Origin of the sequence: Labilithrix luteola (assembly GCF_001263205.1) — a bacterium.
GTDB classification, from domain to species: domain Bacteria; phylum Myxococcota_A; class Polyangia; order Polyangiales; family Polyangiaceae; genus Labilithrix; species Labilithrix luteola.
This window is the reverse complement of record NZ_CP012333.1, coordinates 8,389,782-8,406,662: the sequence shown is the minus strand read 5'-3', so window position 1 is coordinate 8,406,662 and position 16,881 is coordinate 8,389,782. Positions and strand designations below refer to the sequence as shown.

The 16,881-nt window shown below is 64.4% G+C and carries 15 protein-coding genes; 11 read left to right on the top strand and 4 right to left on the bottom strand.

Annotated elements, in window-relative coordinates; translation table 11 throughout:
* Window positions 1–47: 47 nt before the first annotated feature.
* From AKJ09_RS36490 to AKJ09_RS56410, 7 genes are all read left to right on the top strand, one after another.
* Window positions 48–1,235, top strand: a complete 1,188-nt coding sequence (locus AKJ09_RS36490; RefSeq protein WP_146652461.1) for a hypothetical protein — start codon at window positions 48–50, stop codon at window positions 1,233–1,235.
* Complete coding sequence (locus AKJ09_RS36485) at window positions 1,232–2,446, top strand: WD40/YVTN/BNR-like repeat-containing protein (RefSeq protein ID WP_146652460.1); 1,215 nt, start codon at window positions 1,232–1,234, stop codon at window positions 2,444–2,446. Before AKJ09_RS36490 ends, AKJ09_RS36485 begins: the two co-directional genes overlap by 4 nt.
* The gene (locus AKJ09_RS36480) at window positions 2,443–3,792 is read left to right on the top strand and encodes a hypothetical protein (RefSeq protein WP_146652459.1); all 1,350 of its coding nucleotides are present in this window, start codon (window positions 2,443–2,445) and stop codon (window positions 3,790–3,792) included. Before AKJ09_RS36485 ends, AKJ09_RS36480 begins: the two co-directional genes overlap by 4 nt.
* Window positions 3,767–5,161, top strand: coding sequence for an RCC1 domain-containing protein (locus tag AKJ09_RS36475; RefSeq protein WP_146656002.1), 1,395 nt, complete (start codon window positions 3,767–3,769; stop codon window positions 5,159–5,161). The genes AKJ09_RS36480 and AKJ09_RS36475 overlap by 26 nt, the downstream gene beginning before the upstream one ends.
* On the top strand, window positions 5,158–6,939 hold the full coding sequence (locus AKJ09_RS36470; RefSeq protein WP_146652458.1) for an IgGFc-binding protein: 1,782 nt from the start codon (window positions 5,158–5,160) through the stop codon (window positions 6,937–6,939). Before AKJ09_RS36475 ends, AKJ09_RS36470 begins: the two co-directional genes overlap by 4 nt.
* 838 nt (window positions 6,940–7,777) lie before the next feature.
* Window positions 7,778–8,263, top strand: a complete 486-nt coding sequence (locus AKJ09_RS54480; protein WP_205633907.1) for a hypothetical protein — start codon at window positions 7,778–7,780, stop codon at window positions 8,261–8,263.
* A 120-nt stretch (window positions 8,264–8,383) separates the two neighbouring features.
* Entirely contained in the window at window positions 8,384–8,590 is a 207-nt protein-coding gene (locus tag AKJ09_RS56410; RefSeq protein ID WP_169928151.1) for a S16 family serine protease, read from the top strand.
* Between the two features lie 25 nt (window positions 8,591–8,615).
* Here AKJ09_RS56410 and AKJ09_RS36455 read toward each other — a convergent pair whose 3' ends face one another.
* The gene (locus AKJ09_RS36455) at window positions 8,616–10,160 is read right to left on the bottom strand and encodes a right-handed parallel beta-helix repeat-containing protein (protein WP_146652456.1); all 1,545 of its coding nucleotides are present in this window, start codon (window positions 10,158–10,160) and stop codon (window positions 8,616–8,618) included.
* 383 nt (window positions 10,161–10,543) lie between these two features.
* Entirely contained in the window at window positions 10,544–11,725 is a 1,182-nt protein-coding gene (locus AKJ09_RS36450; RefSeq protein WP_169928150.1) for a choice-of-anchor D domain-containing protein, read from the bottom strand.
* Window positions 11,726–12,268: 543 nt separating this feature from the next.
* Between AKJ09_RS36450 and AKJ09_RS36445 the strand changes: the two genes are divergently transcribed.
* Window positions 12,269–12,919, top strand: coding sequence for an AgmX/PglI C-terminal domain-containing protein (locus AKJ09_RS36445; protein ID WP_146652454.1), 651 nt, complete (start codon window positions 12,269–12,271; stop codon window positions 12,917–12,919).
* A gap of 160 nt (window positions 12,920–13,079) precedes the next feature.
* On the opposite strand, the gene AKJ09_RS36440 is transcribed toward AKJ09_RS36445, so the two are convergent.
* Window positions 13,080–13,301, bottom strand: a complete 222-nt coding sequence (locus AKJ09_RS36440) for a hypothetical protein (protein WP_146652453.1) — start codon at window positions 13,299–13,301, stop codon at window positions 13,080–13,082.
* A 172-nt stretch (window positions 13,302–13,473) separates the two neighbouring features.
* On the bottom strand, window positions 13,474–13,761 hold the full coding sequence (locus AKJ09_RS36435; protein ID WP_146652452.1) for a hypothetical protein: 288 nt from the start codon (window positions 13,759–13,761) through the stop codon (window positions 13,474–13,476).
* Window positions 13,762–14,169: 408 nt separating this feature from the next.
* On the opposite strand from AKJ09_RS36435, the gene AKJ09_RS36430 reads away from it, so the two are divergent.
* From AKJ09_RS36430 to AKJ09_RS36420, 3 genes are all read left to right on the top strand, one after another.
* Entirely contained in the window at window positions 14,170–14,580 is a 411-nt protein-coding gene (locus tag AKJ09_RS36430; RefSeq protein ID WP_146652451.1) for a hypothetical protein, read from the top strand.
* 282 nt (window positions 14,581–14,862) lie between these two features.
* On the top strand, window positions 14,863–15,165 hold the full coding sequence (locus AKJ09_RS36425; RefSeq protein ID WP_146652450.1) for a hypothetical protein: 303 nt from the start codon (window positions 14,863–14,865) through the stop codon (window positions 15,163–15,165).
* Between the two features lie 431 nt (window positions 15,166–15,596).
* Window positions 15,597–16,880 (top strand): ferritin-like domain-containing protein, encoded by a 1,284-nt coding sequence (locus tag AKJ09_RS36420; protein WP_146652449.1) that lies wholly within the window; start codon window positions 15,597–15,599, stop codon window positions 16,878–16,880.
* Window position 16,881 lies beyond the last annotated feature (1 nt).

Here is a 16,881-nt window from a genome sequence, read left to right as displayed (position 1 = left end):
CATGGGGACTCTGCATCGATCCCCATGAGCACATGGGCTGAGGACGCATGCGAATCTCGAGAATGACCGTCGCGTGGGGTGTCGCACTGACGCTCTTCGTGGCAATGGCAGCCTGCGTCGATTCCACTCAGACGCTGTCGATCGGCGACGATTGTGAAACCGGCTTCTGTGGCGCTGACGGGCAGGCGCCTTCGTTCACTCGTCCACCGGACGACGCCGGTGACGGGAGAGCGTTGGTCGCGTACTGCCCATCAAACCAGTGTCCCGAGGGCTATACGACCTGCGAAAACTCCCGCTTCCCTTGCGACGTCAACCTGAAGACGGACCGAGACAATTGCGGAGCCTGCGGCGCGGCGTGTCCGATGGCGACGATTTACGAAAGGTTCGAATGCATCGAGGGCCGCTGCGCGCTCGCGTGCAACATCCCATTCGCAATGGATTGCGATGGCGTCGCCGACAACGGTTGCGAGACCAAACCGGATGACCCAAACAACTGCGGTGCGTGCGGCACCCGATGTACGGACCCGAACAAGCCCTGCGTCCCAACCATCTCCGGCTACACCTGCGGTTGCGACAAAGGGCTAGCGTGCCCTCCGTCGCCATGGTCTTCCGACATTGGCTGCGTCGATCCGGACAACAACGACTACAACTGCGGAGCCTGCCGCAACGCCTGCGATCCGGGCAACTGGGGTGAGCGGGAGAACGCATACTTCGGATGCGAGCACGGCGAGTGCGGACACATGAAATGCTGGTCCAACTGGGGCGATTGCGATGGCAACGCTCTGAACGGCTGCGAGGCGTCGTTGGCGACCCGCACCGACTGCGGCGCGTGCGGCAACGCCTGCCCTGCGGACCAAGACTGCCGCTACAGCAAGAAGACAGACAAATACGAATGCCTGTGCCCCGCCGGGAAGACGTATTGCGACGGAGAATGCGTCGATCTCGCCACGGATCCGAGCAACTGTGGGTCCTGCGGCTACCCATGCAACTCCGATCGTCGGAAGTACAGCGTCGGCATCTGCACCTTTGGCACATGCAGTCGTCAATGCGCGAAGGGTAGAGCCGACTGCAACGGGAACCCCGCGGACGACTGCGAGACCAATATCGACAGCGACCCTAAGAACTGCGGTGGCTGCGGCATCGCTTGCGATGCGCTCGTCGGCCAGGCGTGCGTCGGTGGGCAATGCGTGATCGAGCCGTGCGAGCAGGGCGACGGAGGACCGACGGCGCGATGAGAACCTGTCATCTTGTAGTTGCCGGTATCGCGGCGATGTCGCTCACCGGCCTGCTCAACGCCTGTGCGGGCGACGAAGGAGCCGTGCTGGTCGAGCACGATGCCTCTGTTCCGCTAACCGTCGACGCTGCGCAAGCCGACGCAGCCTCCGACGGCGATGCCGCTCCGTGCACTGACTGCGAGTACTTCCCGGAAGAGTGCTCCGCGGACGCCCTCTGTCCGAACGGGCCCTTCGGCACGAACGGCGGTCTCGACGCACGGACGCAAATCAACGCCATCGTCGGACGCTCCGAGCGAGACGTGTGGGTCGCCGGGGCACTCGGAGCCGTCGCGCACTTCGACGGGGTCTCCTGGACACGTTCCGATATCGGCCAGCAGAAGTCCGTGCATGCGCTCTGGCTTCGCGACTCGGCGGAGGTCGCGGTCGTGTCACTCACCGAGCTCTACGCCCGCGGGATCGAGGTCCCGGACGCGGGAGCCCCGTCCGCCGGCGGCTGGCTACCCGTCGAACAAACCGTCCATTCATGGGACTACTTCAGCTGGAAGAGGGCTCTCGTCTCGGCATTCTCCGCGCCCGGAGCAGCCTGGCTCTGGGGCGCGACGGAGAACATCTGTGAGTCCAACGGCTGCGCCGGCAATCGAACAGCCGGCGTCTGGCGCGTTCGCGCCTCGGACAGCGGAACCTTCGAGCTCAGTGACGCGATCGACTGGGAGCTGTGCAAGGAGATCTGGTGCGGTGACATGACGAGCGTTCATGGCTCGTCGGCGAACGATCTCTGGGCGGTTGGCCATGCCGGTGCCGCGCTTCACATCACGAACGCGGAGAGTGACACCCCCGACGTGCGCGCGTTCAATAGTCAAACGTCGGACTCGCTCCACGGTGTATGGGCGGCGTCGGGATCCGAGGCCTGGGCGGTAGGTGCAAAGGGCATCGTTCGCCATTACACGGGTCACTCCGTGACCTGGGACATCGTCTCCGACATCCCGACGGTCAACGACCTTCATGCAATCTGGGGCTCGTCACCTTCCGATATCTGGGCAGTGGGCGACGCCGCGACGGTTCTCCATTACGACGGTAAGTCCTGGTCGCGGATGAAGATCGCTGGTCTCGGGACGCGCCGCCCGAAGCTGACCGCCGTGTGGATGCCATCGCCAGGACATGTCTGGATCGGCGGGCAGGGAGTCGTTCTCTCTCTCGGAGGGAAGCCATGAGGCGGGTCGTCTTCGCATGCATGTCTGTCGTGCTCGCAACCGCTGCGGCATGCGCCAGCTCCGAGCACGATGTTCTCGCACCCGCACCGGAGCGGGACTCCGGAACAGCCGTCGTGCCCGACGCCGAGGCCCCGATCGATGCCAGGTCGGACGCTACGACCGATGCGCCGAGCTGCAGTCCCTCAGGCTGGTGTCCGACGACTCTCCCCGATACGAACCTGACCCTCAGGGACATTTCGGTCCTTCCAGGCCGCGCCTTTGCCGTTGCGGAAAGCCCCAACCTAGGAGTCAAGGTCCTCGAGTGGGCTGAGTCGGCCGCGAGTTGGTCTTACATCGACGACAATACGCAGAACGAGTCCGGGCGCGGAGCGTACGTCGGGAAGATCTGGTCGCCCAACGAAAACGAGATCTACTTCACCGTCGCGCCGCACACCGTCTATCACGGCAAACGGAATCTCGGTGCCCCGCCGCAACAGAAGTCGTGGACGTGGACCTCCCAGCAGCTCGAAAGTCGCATTCCGGCGTACGACTCGCCGGGTATGGATTATTTCCCCAACCATTATTTCGGACGCCCCAAGTCCTCGGCGACGAACTCCGAGTTCACGGCGTTGGGGGTCTTCGGCACCAGCGCCGGCGACGTCTACGCCTGGTACGGCAACGCCATCTATCACCTCGCGAGCGACGCTGCTGGCAACGCTGCCTGGGTCGTCGAGTACGTCGCCGACGATCTCGATCGCGACGATGAGCAGCTCTTCTTCCTCGGCGCAACGGCCACCGGCCAGAACGAGCTCTGGTTCGTTGGTGGAAGAGGCGGGAGCGTGTGGGACTCGCGCAACTGCGCCATCGTCGTGACGAAGCGGCTCGGCGAGTACCGCCGGATTGCCGACGCCACCGCCCAAATGGGAGGCGGCTTTCCGCCACTGCCGGCGAAGTGCGAAGCGAGGGCGGGGACGATTTTGGTCGACAGCGCGACGGGGTGGCTGACCGACGTGCTGGCGACTTCCGGGAGCACCGTCGTCGCCCTCAACGGAGGTCGCAACATCGCACGCATCTCGTCGAACGGTGGTGCGTATTCGGTCGAAGCCTCTCCGATCCCGCGGGTACGCGCGTGGGACGAGAGCGCGTATCTCTCGATGTGGACGGCCCCGGGCCAACCACTCTGGCTCGGCGGACTCAAGCTCGTCGTCCAGAACAAGGATGTATGGGGCGCCGGGGAATACGAAATATCTTCCATTTCCCTCAACGGAGGATGGCTAAACGCGGCCATCTATCAAATTCGAGGATCATCTGACCTCGACCTCTGGGCGGTCGGAGCTGGTTATGCACTACACAAGACGACTCCTTGAGCTGCGGTGGTCGAGCGCGCTCGTCCTCGGCGCGTGCGTCACGGCCGGCTTTTTCGGCGCGAGCTGCTCGAGCGCGGATAGTGAAGCCCCACACGTCGACGGGAGTGACGCGGCGTCCGACGTTTCGCCGACTCCCGACGCCGCCGCGGAACCCACGCCGGTGGTCGACGCCGCAACGCCGTTCGACGGCGGGCCTCTTCCGGTTCAGTGCGCGACCGATCCGTGTGCCACGGCACTGACGACGACGCGCGGTCGTGTCGACGACCGCGGTAGTCCAGACGACGATCGAGGCGAAGGGTTCTGCGTGCTCCTGCGCGACGGGACCGTCGCCTGCTGGGGGGCCGGCGGAGCGGGACAGCTTGGTCGTGGCGATGAGGCGACGGCGGACAGCGCGACGGCGGCGCGCGTTCCTGGAGTGAAGGACATCGTCTCGCTCGATCATACGTGTGCCGTCGACAAGAACGGTGCGGTCTTTTGCTGGGGAACCGGGCCGTTTCTTCGCGATCCCGTGACAGCCGTCACGACCGAGCCCTCGCCGGTGAAGCTCGACATCCCGGCGGCGAGGAAAGTCGCCGTGGGCCTCGTCACAGGATGCGCACTCGTCGACGACGGCGTCGTTTGTTGGGGATGGAACCAATACGGCCAGATCGCTCCCTTCGAGAGCGAGCGGTCGTCTGCCGTTCTCGCCCCCCAAGCGGCCGCGATTCCGCCTGGAGCGCCCATCGACGATCTCCTGGTCGGGAATGCCACCTTCGTCGTGCGCGCAGACAAGACGGTCGTGAGTTGGGGGGCCAACCCGCCGCTCGCGCGTGTCTCGTCGCTGTACCCGGATCCGTATCCTCAGCCGAGCGCGCTCGGATCCGTCACGGCGATCGATGTCGCCGAAGACAACGCTTGCGCCGCCGTGGGCGGTGTCGGCTACTGCTGGGGGACAGCCACGCTCCGGAACTACGAGCCGAGCATCCAGGGAGAACGGCCGAGCCTCGCTCGAGCGCTCCCCGCGCCTGTCGTGACGCCCGAGCCGGTCGTACGGATCTCGACTACGCGAACGTCGATCAACTGGGGTGTCTACCCGCCGGCCATCCAACCAGACCGGAGGTGCGCGATCGGGGCGTCCGGCGCCGTGTACTGCTGGGGATACAACGGAAGCGGTCAAGCTGGCGATGGGACGAAGGAGCATGCGTACGAAGCGGTCCGCGTCGTCGGCCTGCCGGGCCCTGCTGCGCAGGTGAAGACGTTGCCGGGCGCGACCTGCGCGCTCCTCACGAGCGGGAAAGTCTACTGTTGGGGCACGAACTTCAGCGGGCAGCTCGGCAACGGCAGGAGCAAGGTACCGAGTGTGACTCCGCAGGAAGTAGTGTTGCCATGAAGAGTCTTCGATCGCTTTGGATCGCCGTGCCCCTCGCCTTTGCGACGGCCTACGCCGTGGCTTGTGCCGACGAGCGGCGCCGTGATTTTGCACCGCCACCCACCCTGGAAGTCGAAGGCGACGCGAGCTCGGGAGACTGTAAGTTCCAATGCTCGCTCGATGGGCGCTCCGTCGTAAGGACATGCACGGGGGAAGTCGTCGAGCGATGCGCCGACGACCTCGCCTGCGGCGAGGCGATTTGCCAACATCCCTGCGCAGCAGCGGCCGCGGACAAGCGCTCGGACGGATGTGAGTTCTACTTTCAGACAGCGCGATACAGCAAGAGATGGCCTCAGTCTTGCTATGCCGTATATGTCGTCAACACATCGACCCAGCCAGTAGACCTCTCCCTCGAGCTCGAAGGCGAGGCCCTCGATATCTCCCGATCGCTCTACCGTACGAACCCGGGCGACGCGACGCTGACGCCCCATATCGGCCCGCTCGCTTCAGGAGAGAGCGCGATCCTGTTCGCGTCGGATGCCGCCCCCGGCGGGCCGGTGGCCGACGACCAAGCGCCGTGTCCGAACGGCATCGTCCCTGCGTCGTATACGGATACGTTGCCAGATGGCAGCGGGTTCGGCTCCGCGTTTCATCTGAAGTCCACGATGCCGATCTCCGTCACCTCGATCTATCCGTTCGGTGGCGCGCGCAGCATGGTGCCTTCCGCGACGCTCATTTTTCCCGTCGCAACGTGGGAGAAACAGCACATCCTGATCAACGCCTGGGAAGCCGGACGAAGTGGACTGCCAGCCGCGCAAATCGTCGCGTCCGAGGACGACACCGAGGTGACGATCCTTCCCAAACGCGATATCCAGGACGGAAACGGATTGTCGGGGACCCTGGCTGGAACGCCGGTAACGTACCGGCTCGGCAAGGGTTCGGTGTTGCAGTTTACACAAAGCGAAGAGCTCTCCGGGAGCATCGTCACTTCGACAAAGCCGACGACGATGTTCGGCGGAAACTCCTGCGCGGACGTGCCGATCACCGGTGGAACGTGCGACATCCTCCACCAGCAGATTCCGGCCTTCAATCAGTGGGGCTCGGAATACGTGGGCGTCGGCTACCGCCCGCGCCTTGGTAACGAGCACGAGCTCATCGCATATCGTATCGTCGCAGCACGAGATGGGACCGTCCTCGACTACGATCCCGTGAAGCCGCCTGGCGCGCCGCTCACGATGAACGCCGGCGAGGTCGTTACATTCACTCATGGCACCGGAGACGCGTTTATCGTTCGCTCTCAGGATCCTGATCATCCCGTCTACCTCGCCGCGTACATGAGCGGTCAGCGGCAAGGGATGATGGGGCCAACCGGAGGCGACACTGCGTTCGGTGGACGCGGGGATCCCGAGTTCGTCAACGTCGTCCCTACCGGGCAATATCAGAGCTCCTACAGCTTCTATGCGGATCCCACGTACGGGGACACCTCCCTCGTCATCGTGAGGGCAAAGAGCAGCGGTGAGTTCAAGAACGTTTGGCTCGAGTGCGCCGGCAACCTGACGGGCTTTCGCCCGATTGGAACGAAGGGTGACTACGAATTCGTGCGAGTCGATCTCTCTCGAAACGACGGCCCCGGCGACAAGTTTGGCGAGAGCGTCTGCAAGACCGGGCTCCAGCGAATGCGAAGCGACGGCCCGTTTACCGCGACATTGTGGGGATGGTCCTTCTGCGCAAGCTACGCATATCCGGGTGGGATGGCGCAACGTAAACTCGTGATCACCCCGCTCCCGCCCATTCGTTGAGGGATGGCACTGGGGCTCGAACTCGAGTCGCTGCAGCGCCGAAAAAACTGTCGCGAGTTCTCCTGATGAACGATGACCACGCTTGGGAGCCTCGATGGCACCGTCTTGAGCGTGCGCCATCGTGTTTGATGATCCCCCGCTTCCGTGGACGCCCCGAAAGGCGCGAAGAGTGTTCGATGGCGAAGCAAAAGGTACGACGAGCCCGTAGGTCATTTACTCCGGAATTCAAGACTGAAGCCGTTCGGCTGTGCAAGGTCGGGTGACCGAACCATCCGACAGGTGGCCGCCGATCTTGATCTGACGGAGACGGCGCGCTGCGGGGGTCGCCGGCTTCGCGGGACCACCGTTTGCGGCCGGCACCTCGTGCTGTAGTGCGAATTCCGCCGAGCCCCTCTCTGCGCGGCCCCTCACTCACGTTGAGCGGCACGCTCGACATCGCCCGCCGCAATTGCCGAGCAAGGTCCGCATCGTGCCGCCCGATAGCCTCCGCGATCGGCGCCAGTTCCTTGATCAGCTCCAGTATCGTGTCGTGAATCCTCAACATCGCCTCTCACAAGCTAGCTCTCGCGATCAGTTCGTCGGCGGAGTGGCCGTTGCCCCGTCGGTCGACTTGGGTGTCAGCTTCTCTTCGAGAGCCGCCCTGACTTGAATCCGCGTCCAGCCGAGCTCGATACAACCGCTTCAGCAATTGGGCGTGACCGCGCCTACCTGAACGTTCGACTTCTTGGACGGCGTCTTCGGTCGCGGGGCCGCCGGACGACTCGTCGAGGACGTGTGCTCTGCGAAAAGAGGGAGGGCTTTGGCGTAGAGTGGCACCATGGGAACGAAGATCCGGAGAGTGTCGGCGCTCGGCGATGCGAAAACGATCGAAGCGTTGCGCGATCGCCAAGCAGAGCTCGAGCGCGAATTCGCCGAGTGTTTCTTGGTGCAAAAGGGGTTCCCGAAACTCGTTGAAGAGCGACGTGACGGAGAAGCGCCTCGCTTCCGCGGATTGTGGACGTTTGGCGATGGACCGGGCGTCGCGCTGAGTGATGGCGCTGCGTTCGTCGAAGCGGAGCTGCTCTGCAATCGTGTGCTCAGCGAATTGGCGTATGTCCAGTACGGGTGCGTCTTGCGGGCAGTCGATCTTCGATATCACGGTGACTATGGCGGCTACTATCGGACGAGCGGAAAGTCGCTCAGGCACATCCGAGGGAGCTTGGAGTTGTTTGGCGCGATGATGGTGCTGCGGTTGTTCGAGTCCGTTCGCGATGAGGCATTGTTTGCGGATGTTCCGAGAGTGCTGAAGGCGTTTCGGCTACCGATACGGTTCGCCGAGGGGTGACCCCCGCAACGACATTCGCTGCGGGGCTGCTGCGGCGACGGACGGTGGCGGCTGCCGATCGATCCCAAGCTGCGGAACAGCGTATTTGTACGTGCGGCTCACCGCTCAGGCATCAAGCGTGTGCTCATCCCCGAGCGCAACGAGGCGGACCTCGACGAGGTTCCGAACGAGATCAAGAACGACCTGGAGTTCGTGGCCGTCAGCAAGATGGACCACCTCTCTCGTATAGACCGAGCCGAACGCCGTAGAAGTCGACCTCGCGCTCATGACGCGGCCTGCGGCGGCGGCCTCCCGAACGATGTCGTCTTGGGGCGCCGCACAAGGTAGGCGGAGGGAAGCGTGGAACGGAGGCTCAATGCTCGAAGGCGCCGCGCGTGGGGGCCGCCGCGTTGCGAGCCGCGCATGCGAAGTCGATAGCAACGGTGCTCGCGACTCCCGTTCCGACTTGGCTGGCGAGCGACTGGACGTCTTTGGCCGTTGTCACTGCGCCGACGCTGATGTTCAGGGAGACGTCGCTCGTTCCCGCGACCATCGGCTTCGACGGGCCTAGCCAGGCGTTGCCGGCGAGCGTGAATGCACTGGCCTCGTCGAGGTAGCTGCCAGACGATTCGACGATCACATTGTTTTCGATCGTGCACGCTTTCGGCGAGGTCGCCTGACCCGAGACCGCCTCGAAACCGATGGCCGCGCCCGAGGGAGCCACCAACGTGTTGTGGAGGATAGAGACGTTTGCGTAAGTATTGTCGGGGGACGTGTTGGGACTCGTCCACCATCCGATCGCCGACGCACCCACGACGACGTTGTCGACGATCGTGATGTCGTGATTCGGTCGATAACTCACGCCGTGCGTGTCGTAAGGCTCGATACCCAACAAGACGCCGTTACCGATGCCACCGTTCATCGCCATGGGCGCCTGCATCAATACGAAGTTGCGTGCAACTTGGACATTCGAGGCATTGTCCAGATAGATGCCTACGTTGAACGTGCGCTCGACGACGTTGTCTTCGACGACCACGCCCGACCCGAACCAGATGCTGAGGCCTTCGCCCCAGCAGTCGTGAACGTGGTTCCCGCGCAAAGTCACGTTCGTCGCCCAGGGGGACGTGGGCCTCGAGAAGTCGGGCGTCGTGCCCATGCACCCCGGCCAGCCGCCGCCTTTGTAGCGATCGGGATTGCCTTCGTTCGCGAGCGCGCCGTTGTACATCTCGTTGCCTTCGAACGTGATGCCGTCGCCCGCGAAGCGAGCGAGCGCGTCTTGCGTATCGTGAATCGTGCAGGCGCGAATCGTGAGGTCGGACACCGCCTCGTCGGCGAGGATTCCCGCGACGTTGGGGCCGGTGCCATTTTGCACCGTGAGATTCGCGAAGACCACGTGCTGCGCCTTCGTCAAACGAATCACGGCGCCGTAAGGGACCTGCACTGCCGACCCGTCGAACACGGGCGTTTCGCCCGACGCCGCGCGGACAACGAGTGGATGTCCGGCGGTACCCGTGCCGGCCAGTGTTTGCGCGCCGTAGGCTCCCCCGCGTACGACGACCGTTCCGCCGTTGGGAAAGCGTCTGGCGGCTTCACCGAGGCTCGCGAGCGGCGCTCCCGCACTGCCGTCCGCAGAGTCGTTCCCGTTGGGGGCGACGAAGAGTTGTTCGGACGGTTCGACGATCGTGGAAAACCCCGTGCACCCGACGGTGGGCGCGCCGTCCGCGCCGGTTCCGGCGTCGTTCGACGGATCCGACGTGGTCGAGCCGTCTCGCGAACCGTCCGTGCCGTTCGTGTCCGTTCCGTCGTTCGACCGACTACCGTTTTCGACGGCGCCGTCGCTTTGGCTACAGGCAAAGGAGAAGAGCGACGCGAACACGAATATCGAAAGCCACGAACGAGCCGCCCGACGTACGATCATTGCCCGGACGATAGCCTACCTACCGGTAGAGAACCAGGTATTGCCGCGAGCCTCCGCTCGGGTGGACCTGCGCGTCACACGCGACGACGCCTGTGTTGGAGAATTGTAGCGAGCGCGAAACACAGCTCCCGGCGCGTATCCCCCGTTTACGAACAATTGCCTTCAGCATTGCTGAGACGTTCTACGAGCTGGCGGGCTCGAGGCTCCGACGGGAACTTGATCGGTGCCCGCGTGGCTCCGGCATTGATTATTGAATGGGAGTGATGAATGTATGCCCCAAATACTCTGGAGCACGCGCTGAGGAATGCTGTCGATGAGGGGCGCCTCATCGGGTTACGCCCGCTCGTCGAGGAGTGGCTTGCGTACGTCGCGAGGAGGTTGAGCTACGGCGTCGCCAGCGCACGCGCAGTCAGCGTGATATCGAGCTCTGTCACACTCGCGCCGGGGAGAAGGACGCGGAGTGTCGCGTTCATGGGCCCGGCAGAGCGCGGCTTGGCGTCGACGGCAATCAGGCAGCTTGCGCCGCCCGCGACGTGGCTACAACCATTCTGCGCGACGAGGAACCGAAGGTTGCCTTCCACGACCGCGAGCGACGTGCCGTTCTCCTCGTCGCCATCGTTCGTGAGCGTAATCTCACGCCGTACGCTCGTGCCGACCGCGACGTCGTCGAAGTCGACCGATGTGACACCAGTGAAATGCGCTGGCGCGAGGGCACGCCCGCGAAGCGGGACGCGCAGCTGCGTCTTTCCGTCGAACGCGAAGACGGCCTCCGCGCTCTCGACGCCACGATGGTGGTGGGGAAAGTACTCGATGTCGGAGACGCAAGACTCGCCTGGCGCAAGCATATAGGCGCAGGAGAATGGGAGGAAGTCGGCGGCGTCCGCCCCTTCGACGGTCGTCTTGATCCCGACCACGGTCCCCGGCCCCTCGTTGGTCACCGTGAACGACTGATGATTGCCGGGGACGCCGAGCGGTTGTTCGCCGAAGTCGAGGAGCGTCGTCGACGCGGACAGGACGCCCGAAGTGTACGCCTCGCCGTCCAACCCGACGACGGCCAATGGCTGACCGATGACGCTCCACACGGCCTCATGCGAACCGTCGGTGGTCGGGGCGTACGCAATGCGCACCGTACACTCCTCGCCCGGCGAGAGCGCCACGCCGGTGCAAGTATCCGAGCTGACGACGAAGGCATCTGCTCCAGTGCCATTCAGCACCGCCGCGATCGGCGACGAGACCGCAGTGCCCCGATTTGCAACGTCGATGGCGACGGATCCACTCTGGGTGCCAACGGCGAAACGACCGAATGACACCCACGATGTCACGGTCCCGAGCTTCACCGTCCCGGCGTCCGGCGGTGCAACGTCGGGTGCGCTCGCGTCGACGATGCGCGCGTCAGGACTCGCGTCGACGACGCCGGCGTCTGCTCGTGAGGACGGAGCGGCACCACCGTCGGGCTCCTGCTCGGAGGTGATCGGGTCGGGCGCCTCCTCGGATGCAATGGCTCCGCCGCATGCGGAAAGGAGGAGAGACGATGTAACGAAAGAACGACGAAACAAACGAATCACGGCGGGACTCGTCATAAGCGAATGAGCGGCATACGCCGAGAACGAGCGCGCAACCGGCGCGATTCGGCAATACGGTTGGGCTCATGGAAGCCGTCACTGCGACGGCATGCCTCGCCCGAGCGCCTCCTCGCCCGAGCGCCTCCTCGCCCGAGCGCCTCCTCGCGCAGCAGCCTACGAAATCAGATCTGCGCTGGCGTCGAGTTCGAAACCGCCATTGGCTGCATCGACACGCAATTATCGATTAACGGCTCGACAGCGCGGCACCACTCGACGCACCGACCTCCCATGAGGGCCGGCGTACAGGGCGCAACGGCCCGTGCCCGTGTGGGAGCGGAACGAACTCAAAAAATGCTGCGTCGAGGTGCGGTCAGGGTGAAGGCCGCCTCCGGGTCCGCGTCCGCGACGGCAGCCGCCTCCGCAGCCGGGTCCGCGTCCGCGTCCGCGGGTTCAACGGCCCAGCCGTAAACGGGGCGGGCCGGGCGGGCGGCGGGCGCGGTGGGCGCGACGTTGACCTTCGACGACCGCTGGTGTTACGCGCGACGTATGCGCCCTCTCTTGCGTGCTGCCGTCGCTCTCGTATCGCTCGCCGCCTGCGCAGCGCCGGCGGTGCGCCACGCACCGAGCGAGCTGCCGAAGCCGAGCGACGCGGCGCCTGCTCCGTCCACCAAGGAGTCAGCAACGCCGCAAGCTTCGGACGCGGGCATCGCCGCCGAACCGAAGGGCGAACGCGCGGCGGAAACGAGCGCAGATGTCGAAGTCCGAAACCGTCGCTGCGCGGAGCAGAGGGCCTCTCGCGCCAATCAGCCGTTGCACGAGATCGCGCTGCTGGATGGCGGTACGGCCGGATTCGCCAGTCTTCCGGACTCCCGCCCCACGCACGACCCCGTATCGGTCTCACGCGGCCGCCTTCCCCCCGAGACGATTCAGCAGGTGGTGCGCGCGAGCTTCGACGCCTTCCGCACATGTTACGAATCAGGGCTTCGGCGAGATCCAAAGCTCCATGGACGTGTCGCTACGGCATTCGTGATCGATGAGTGTGGTGACGTGGTGAAGGTCCAAGACTCGCACTCGGACCTGCCCGATGCCGACGTCGTCGCCTGCATTCAGCAGGGCTACGCGCGGCTTCGCTTTCCGCCGCCCAAAGGCGGCATCGTCACGGTCGTCTACCCGATTAGCTTCGACCCGGGGAATTGACGCTCGCAGGGACTGACGCTCGACGAGGCCCGCCTGCGCGGCCGCCCCGCAGGGAACGAGGAAGAGAAAAAAGGGAGTCGGGGACAAGGAAAGCCGAGCGGAATGAATACGTCCGCCCTACGGCTACCTGATCCCGGCGCCAACGGAACGCAAGCCCTGGTCAGACGAGGCCCGAGCGTCGTACGTATTGTTCCGTCGCGGTCTTCGCGGCACCAAGGGACGAGCCCACTCCGGTCGCTTCGGGATTCGCAGCATCGGCCTTCGTGACTAGCCAGATCCATCGACCGTCGCCCTTGGGCTGCACCTTCAGGCCGAACGGGCCGACACGAGCCGTCCAGATATCGCCAGCACCTTTCGTCCATTTCATCGCAGGATTGGCCACGAGCACCACTTACAGCGCAACGAAGGCGACGGCAACGCAAGCGTTTGGTAGTCCGATCATGCTCCCAAGCACCGTCCTGACTGCCTCAGAGAGTAGTCCGGAGCTCGCGATCGCGGGCTTCCCTCCCTGCCCTCGTTCACCGCGAGCCCGCAGGAAATCATTTTTCGCGCATCTACTCGCGGGCCTCCTCGTGCATGGCGCTGCCGTCACTCGCTCGCTGTAGCGCGACGATGCGAAGGTAGACGGCATCTTCGGTGCGCGCATCGAGAGGATGTCTGTCGAACGAGCGGCGCGTGTCGTGAATCTCGCTTGCGACCAGCGAACCGTCGAACGCCGCGAGCAATCGCATACGCTCCCGTCTCACGTAAAGTTCGTCCATGTGGAACGTGTCCGCGCGAAAGGACGTTGCCAGCACGTCGAGTGCCTTGGCCTGCTGCGAGCACGCGGCGCAGGTCGTCATGTGTGGCGCAAAGCTGGTTCACTCCAGGTCGCCCAGGCACCCCTCGCGCATGGTCTCCACTTCGAACAATCTCGGACACGGCGTGGGCTTCGTGATGCGTTGCCCTCTTCGAGGGAGTTGGAAATCCAACCGCCCCTCGATCGACAAGGCTCCCCAGCACCGAGCGGACGTAATCCTTGTTCTGCGAAATTTCAGCAGGGCGGAACGTGGTCCTATGTGAGCGAATCCTTGCCGGCTGACAAGCGTTTGGACTTCCTTCCCCCGGCGGCGAGACCTGCACGTCCCAGTAGCGGCCGATCGGGGCTGAACCCGGCGGGCAGCGCATTTCGCGAAAGTCGCGCGCAGAGACGAGCTTTCGCCCGCGGACAAAGGGTGATCAAAACGCCGCCCGGTCGACCATCATGGCCCATGAATCGATTCGGCATCGTCGCGTCGGCGACCATGGTCGTGGTCCTCGGTTGTTCGAGCTCGGAAACCGGAAAATCGGTGTTCGAGGACCCTGTCGCGAAAGACCAGGCATCCACCAATTCGGAGGATCCTCCATGCGGCATTGTCATGTACCCGCCCGACTATCCTGCGAGCTGCGAGGCCGATCTCGAACAGCGGTGCTGCAGCCAGTTGAAGGCGTGCTCGATCGATCCCGGATGCGTCGAGGCCGTGCGCTGCCTCAATGATTGTCCCGCGCCTCGCACCAATGAATGCGTCCTCGCGTGTGGGCGAGCGGCTCCTCCCGAGAGTGCCGCCCGCCTCGATGCCGGAGGCGTGTGCAGCTTTCGCGTTGCGTTTCGCGCGGGAACCGCGTGCAACTGGCCGCGATGACGGGGTGCCGGCGACTTGCGTTTCCAGTAAACGCCGTCGACGTTCGTCCTCGTCCGAACCGCTCCGTACCGTCACCCTCCCGCCGCAATTTCGCGCACTCCGGCGGGCCGACGGTGTTTTCGTGATCAAACGGGACCGCCGCTTCCCATCACGCGAGGTGAAACTCTTCCCTGCGCTCATCCGCTCCTTCCCGCGGCCGCTGGAACCTCGCACTGGCGGCCGAGCCCCAACCAGCGCACACGCACAGTCACGGCGCAGGTTACGATCGAGAGTCCGACGGCGGTGACGGGCCGAGTCGTCGTGCGCGATCTCGTCGGACGCGAGACCTCGCGCGCGACGGTCGGCGCGAGCTGCAAAACGATCCTCCACTCGCTGGCCCTCTTCGTGGCACTCGCGATCGACGAGTCGGAAGACGATGCATGGCGTTCGGGCGAACGAGCCATCCCGCCAAAGGACACGTCGCTGGAGCCGATGTTCACGGCACCTTGGCCGGCGCCCGCGGAGACTCCCGAAAAGCGTCCTTCCCGTCCGAAGGGAGGGGGCGGGTTGCTCGTCGCGACGGGCTATGACAAATTTGGAGAGTAGGAAGCCCAAAGGCGGATGGGCAGCAAGCAATCGAGGGGCGAAAGTGGCGGCCGTCCGTCGTATGCTCGATTTCAGCAGCGACGGAATGTGGTCTCTGCTGGTGAGCATGCAGCCTCCGCAGCCACACGAATTGGAAGGTGCCAGAGCGTGCCATCGTGAGCCGCAACCACCTCGCAGGATTTGGCCGGCCCTTCGATTTCCCGCTCATTCGCTGGAACGGCTCACGGCACAAAACCTGCGTATCGCCGGTCATGTCCAGACGTCTCAGAAGCATCGTCCGCGGAATCGTCCAAACGGCCTTGGCGTCGTCGATCGCTAGTTGTTCCAATAGCGATAGCGCAGCCACATCTTCCGACGACAAAAGCCGCGTCGAAGGCAGTACCGCCGACGAAAGTAGCAGCATTGAAGCGGGCACGAGAGATCAGGGCGACGTGGCCGCCTTTGCCGATGAGGCGACGTTCGCTTGCAACGCTCCGCTCGCTGACATCCTCACCAACCTCACGCCGAAGACTTCGATCGACTACATCGAGCTTCGAACGCAAACGCTCGACTACTCGAAGTCGCCGGTCGCGTTGAGTGCGCCAACCAAGGTCGCGTCCGCGGGGACGCCCTGCAAGACAGCGGCAGATCCAACGCAGTGTATCACTGCCCTTGGCAATGCGGTCTTGCCCGACAATCCCGACTCTGTCGACGCAGGCTGGATACCGGGAGGAAATCCGAGCTACGCCAAGCCGCCCAACAGTCCCAGCACCTGCTGCATCAACGCCCGGGCCTTCCTTGTCGTGACGACTGGTGACACGGTCTCGCCGCTCTACACGACGGAAGACGTTGCCCGCGTGTTCGCACCGATCGACACGCTCGAGGAAGCGCGCCTTCTTGCTTCGACGCGAACGATGCTCGTCGACTGTGCGCCAGGCATCTACCGTGCGGGCTGGAAAAAGAACGAAGACGGCTCCTGGGAGCTACTCGTCACCTTCGATGCCTGCGCTTCACACAACCGCCGCCGCGTCCACATCACAGTCGATGGAACGGTAACCGTCGTTGCACACGAGTACCAGGCTCTCGGCACTTGCGGAAGGCGCCCCGCCGGCCTGCTCGAGGCTCGACAATCAACGGCCTCGGCCGTTGCAGCGTTCGTCGCTTCGAGCGCCCACCTCGAAGCCGCGAGTGTCCATGCTTTCCGGCGTCTCGAGCGCGAGCTCGTCAGCCACGACGCCCCCCCGAACCTCGTGCGCCGGGCACGCCAAGCGCGCCGCGACGAGATCCGACACGCCCGCGACATGAGCCAACTTGCGCACAACCTTGGAGCCGACGTGCCGGCTGTCGAGGTCACCGACGTGGGAGCGCGTGACCTCGTTTCCATCGCCGTCGAGAACGTCGTCGAGGGATGCACGTTGGAGACCTATGGCGCCATCGTCGCGGCCTTCCAGGCGGAGCGCTCGGCGCCTGAGCATCGTCGACTTCTACGCGAGATCGCAGGCGACGAGATTCGTCACGCCGAGCTCGCCCACGATGTTGCGGCGTGGCTCGACACCCGATTGACGGACGAAGAACGCGCCTTGGTCGAAGCTGCACGCGCCGAGGCCCTCCAGTCACTACGCGCCCGCCTCGACGTAGAGCCCTCGTCGGAGCTCGTGACGAAGCTCGGCATCCCAACCCGCGCCGAAGCAGCAGACTTGCTTACGGGCTTCGAGTCACGACTGGCAATGAACTGAG

Excerpts from the sequence above, each read along its gene's own strand:
- AKJ09_RS36475 (WP_146656002.1), top strand. The coding sequence starts at position 3,767 with ATGCACTACACAAGACGACTCCTTGAGCTGCGGTGGTCGAGCGCGCTC.
- AKJ09_RS36435 (WP_146652452.1), bottom strand. The coding sequence starts at position 13,761 with ATGACGACCTGCGCCGCGTGCTCGCAGCAGGCCAAGGCACTCGACGTG.
- AKJ09_RS36445 (WP_146652454.1), top strand. The coding sequence starts at position 12,269 with ATGCGCCCTCTCTTGCGTGCTGCCGTCGCTCTCGTATCGCTCGCCGCC.
- AKJ09_RS36480 (WP_146652459.1), top strand. The coding sequence starts at position 2,443 with ATGAGGCGGGTCGTCTTCGCATGCATGTCTGTCGTGCTCGCAACCGCT.
- AKJ09_RS36485 (WP_146652460.1), top strand. The coding sequence starts at position 1,232 with ATGAGAACCTGTCATCTTGTAGTTGCCGGTATCGCGGCGATGTCGCTC.
- AKJ09_RS36470 (WP_146652458.1), top strand. The coding sequence starts at position 5,158 with ATGAAGAGTCTTCGATCGCTTTGGATCGCCGTGCCCCTCGCCTTTGCG.
- AKJ09_RS36490 (WP_146652461.1), top strand. The coding sequence starts at position 48 with ATGCGAATCTCGAGAATGACCGTCGCGTGGGGTGTCGCACTGACGCTC.
- AKJ09_RS36455 (WP_146652456.1), bottom strand. The coding sequence starts at position 10,160 with ATGATCGTACGTCGGGCGGCTCGTTCGTGGCTTTCGATATTCGTGTTC.
- AKJ09_RS36430 (WP_146652451.1), top strand. The coding sequence starts at position 14,170 with ATGAATCGATTCGGCATCGTCGCGTCGGCGACCATGGTCGTGGTCCTC.